1 protein-coding gene and 1 pseudogene are annotated in these 2,535 nt (G+C 65.2%); both read left to right on the top strand.

Annotated features, from left to right (window positions below):
• Positions 1–930, top strand: a pseudogene (locus AC1DY5_RS51045) (hypothetical protein); the annotation flags it as partial.
• On the top strand, positions 927–2,535 hold a 1,609-nt coding region (locus AC1DY5_RS51040; protein ID WP_478121918.1), incomplete at its 3' end, for a GMC family oxidoreductase. The pseudogene AC1DY5_RS51045 and the gene AC1DY5_RS51040, both read left to right, overlap by 4 nt.

Genomic DNA, 2,535 nt, shown 5'->3' with positions numbered 1-2,535 from the left:
GTGCTCGGTGTCCCGGCGTTGGGCGTGCACCAGGGCGTCGAGCAGGTGCCAGTGCACGGCACGAGCATGCGCTACACGTTTGAAGATCCCACGGCGTCGACGCGCAAGGTCACCCAGCACTTCGAACTGAACGGCGACCGAGCTATCTGGCATCGCGGCTGGAAGGCCGTGACGCTGCATCAACCGGGGACGGATTTCGATGCCGACCGCTGGGCCCTCTATCACCTGGACAATGATTTCTCAGAGTGCCACGACCTGGGGGACAAGTTTCCGGACCGTCTGCGCGAGATGGTCGACCTGTGGTGGTCGGAGGCTCGTGCCTTCGAAGTGCTGCCGCTGGACGATCGCAAGTGGGGTCGATTGCCGCCCGAAGCACCGCAGGTGCAGACCCGGGTGTACGAGTACCGAGCGGGCCAAGCGCGGATCGATCGGCTGAGCGCGCCGGACTTGACCTCTCGCTCCTATGCGATCGCCGCCGACATCGTGATTCCGCCGTCGGGTGCGGAAGGTGTCCTGCTCGCGTTCGGGACGGCGCTGGCCGGCTACGCCATGTACGTAAAAGGCGGGAAGTTGGTGCACGAGTACGTCTTTTCCGAGGACGAGAAATTCGTGGTGACGTCGAATGGGGTACTGGCGCCCGGCCCTCGCACGGTGCGCTACGAGTTTGCGCGGCACGGCGACAGTGGCGGCGTTGGCCGTCTGGTGGTCGACGGCGCCGTGGTGGGCACTGTGCGGGTGGAACGGACTTGGCCGCACCGCGCCGTGCAATCCGGTCTGACCTGCGGCCGCGACACCGGCCTACCAGTGAGTCTGGCGTACGAGGCACCATTCGCGTTCACCGGCCAGATCGCCAAAGTGCTGGTAGAGGTGGCTCCGGATGGAGAGACCGACGCTGCCTTCGTCGGTCGCGCTGCCGAGATCGAGCAGTGAGCGCCGGGTACGACTTCATCGTCGTTGGCGCTGGCTCTGCGGGATGCGTCCTGGCCAATCGGCTCTCGGCCGACCCTGCAGTCCGCGTGGCGCTGGTGGAGGCTGGCCCATCGGATCGCGCGTTTCCGGCGAACATCAAGACGTCGCTGCCGGTGGGGAACATCTTCCTGCTGCCGCATGCCAAGTACAACTGGAAGTATGAGTTTCAGGGCGGCGCGGCGATCAATCATCGCAAGATCGCTGTGCCGCGCGGGCGGCTGCTCGGCGGCTGCAGTTCCGTCAACGGTTCCGTGTATGTCCGGGGCCACCCCGCCGACTACGATGCCTGGGAAGCCAAGGGCAATCCGGGATGGTCCTACGAAGAAGTGCTGGCCGCATATAAGCGGCATGAGAACCGCGCGGGAGGACTCGGGCCGCATCACGGTGTTGGCGGCGAACTCGATGTCGTGCGCCCCGGTGCCGCGAACCCCCTATCGCGCGCATTCGTCGAGGCGGCCGTGCAGGCCGGCCACTCGCGCAACGATGACTTCAACGGTGGCCGGCAGGATGGGTTCGGGCTTTGGGAGGTGAATCAACGCGACGGAATCCGCTTGAGCAGCTCGCGCGCATTCCTGCATCCAGTCATGCACCGACCCAACCTCACTGTCCTGACAGACACGCTGGTGGAACGGATCGTCATCGAGGGCGGGCGCGCAGTGGGCGTCGACGTCATCCACAGTGGCAGTCGGCGCCAGCTGGACGCCGCTAGCGAGGTGGTTCTGGCGGGGGGAACGGTGAACTCGCCGCACCTGTTGATGCTTTCCGGAGTCGGACCCGCAACGCATCTGATGGACCTTGGCATCCCGGTGGCGCAGAACTTGCCGGGTGTGGGCATGAACCTGCAGGATCATGCCTCGGCGCCGCTGTCGATGCGAGATCCGAGCCGACAGTCTTATGCACTCTCTGCGCGCTTCCTGCCGGCCATCGCGCTCAGTCCGTTGGCTTTCTGGTTCCGGCGTTCGGGAATGCTGGCCTCCAATGCCGCCGAGGCCGGCGGCTTCCTGCGCACCGGTCCCTCGCAAACAAGACCCGACGTGCAACTCACGTTCATGGCCGGGCTGAAGAACTCTGCGCGCGCGATTCCACGCGAGCACGGCGTGATGGCTTTCGTGACGCTGCTGCGGCCATTGAGCCGTGGTCACCTCCGCCTCAAGTCTGCGCGTCCGGAGGACCAACCCCTCATGCGCCCTTGCTTCCTCGAAGAGCTTTCCGACCTACGCACGCTGGTGAGCGGCGTCCGCGAAGCGCGGCGCATCTTCGCTGCCGATGCAATGGCTCGGCACCTTGGAACGGAGTTGTTTCCCGGCGCGGCGGTTGAGTCGGATGCGGAACTGGAGCAGGCCATACGTGCTGGTCTCATGACTATCTACCACCCTGTCGGTACTTGCAAGATGGGGCCCCAGTCCGACCCGGCAGCAGTCGTGGACGCGCAATTGCGCGTCCATGGAATCAAGGGATTGCGGGTCGCAGATGCTTCGATCATGCCCGACATCATCTCGGGCAATACCAGCGCACCGGCCATGATGATCGGGGAGCGTGCCGCCGAGTTCATCTGCAATCCTGCCC

It is taken from the genome of Variovorax sp. P4_D9 (assembly GCF_056401695.1).
Note: the sequence above shows the minus strand (reverse complement) of the source record. Positions and strands in the feature narration are given on the sequence as shown.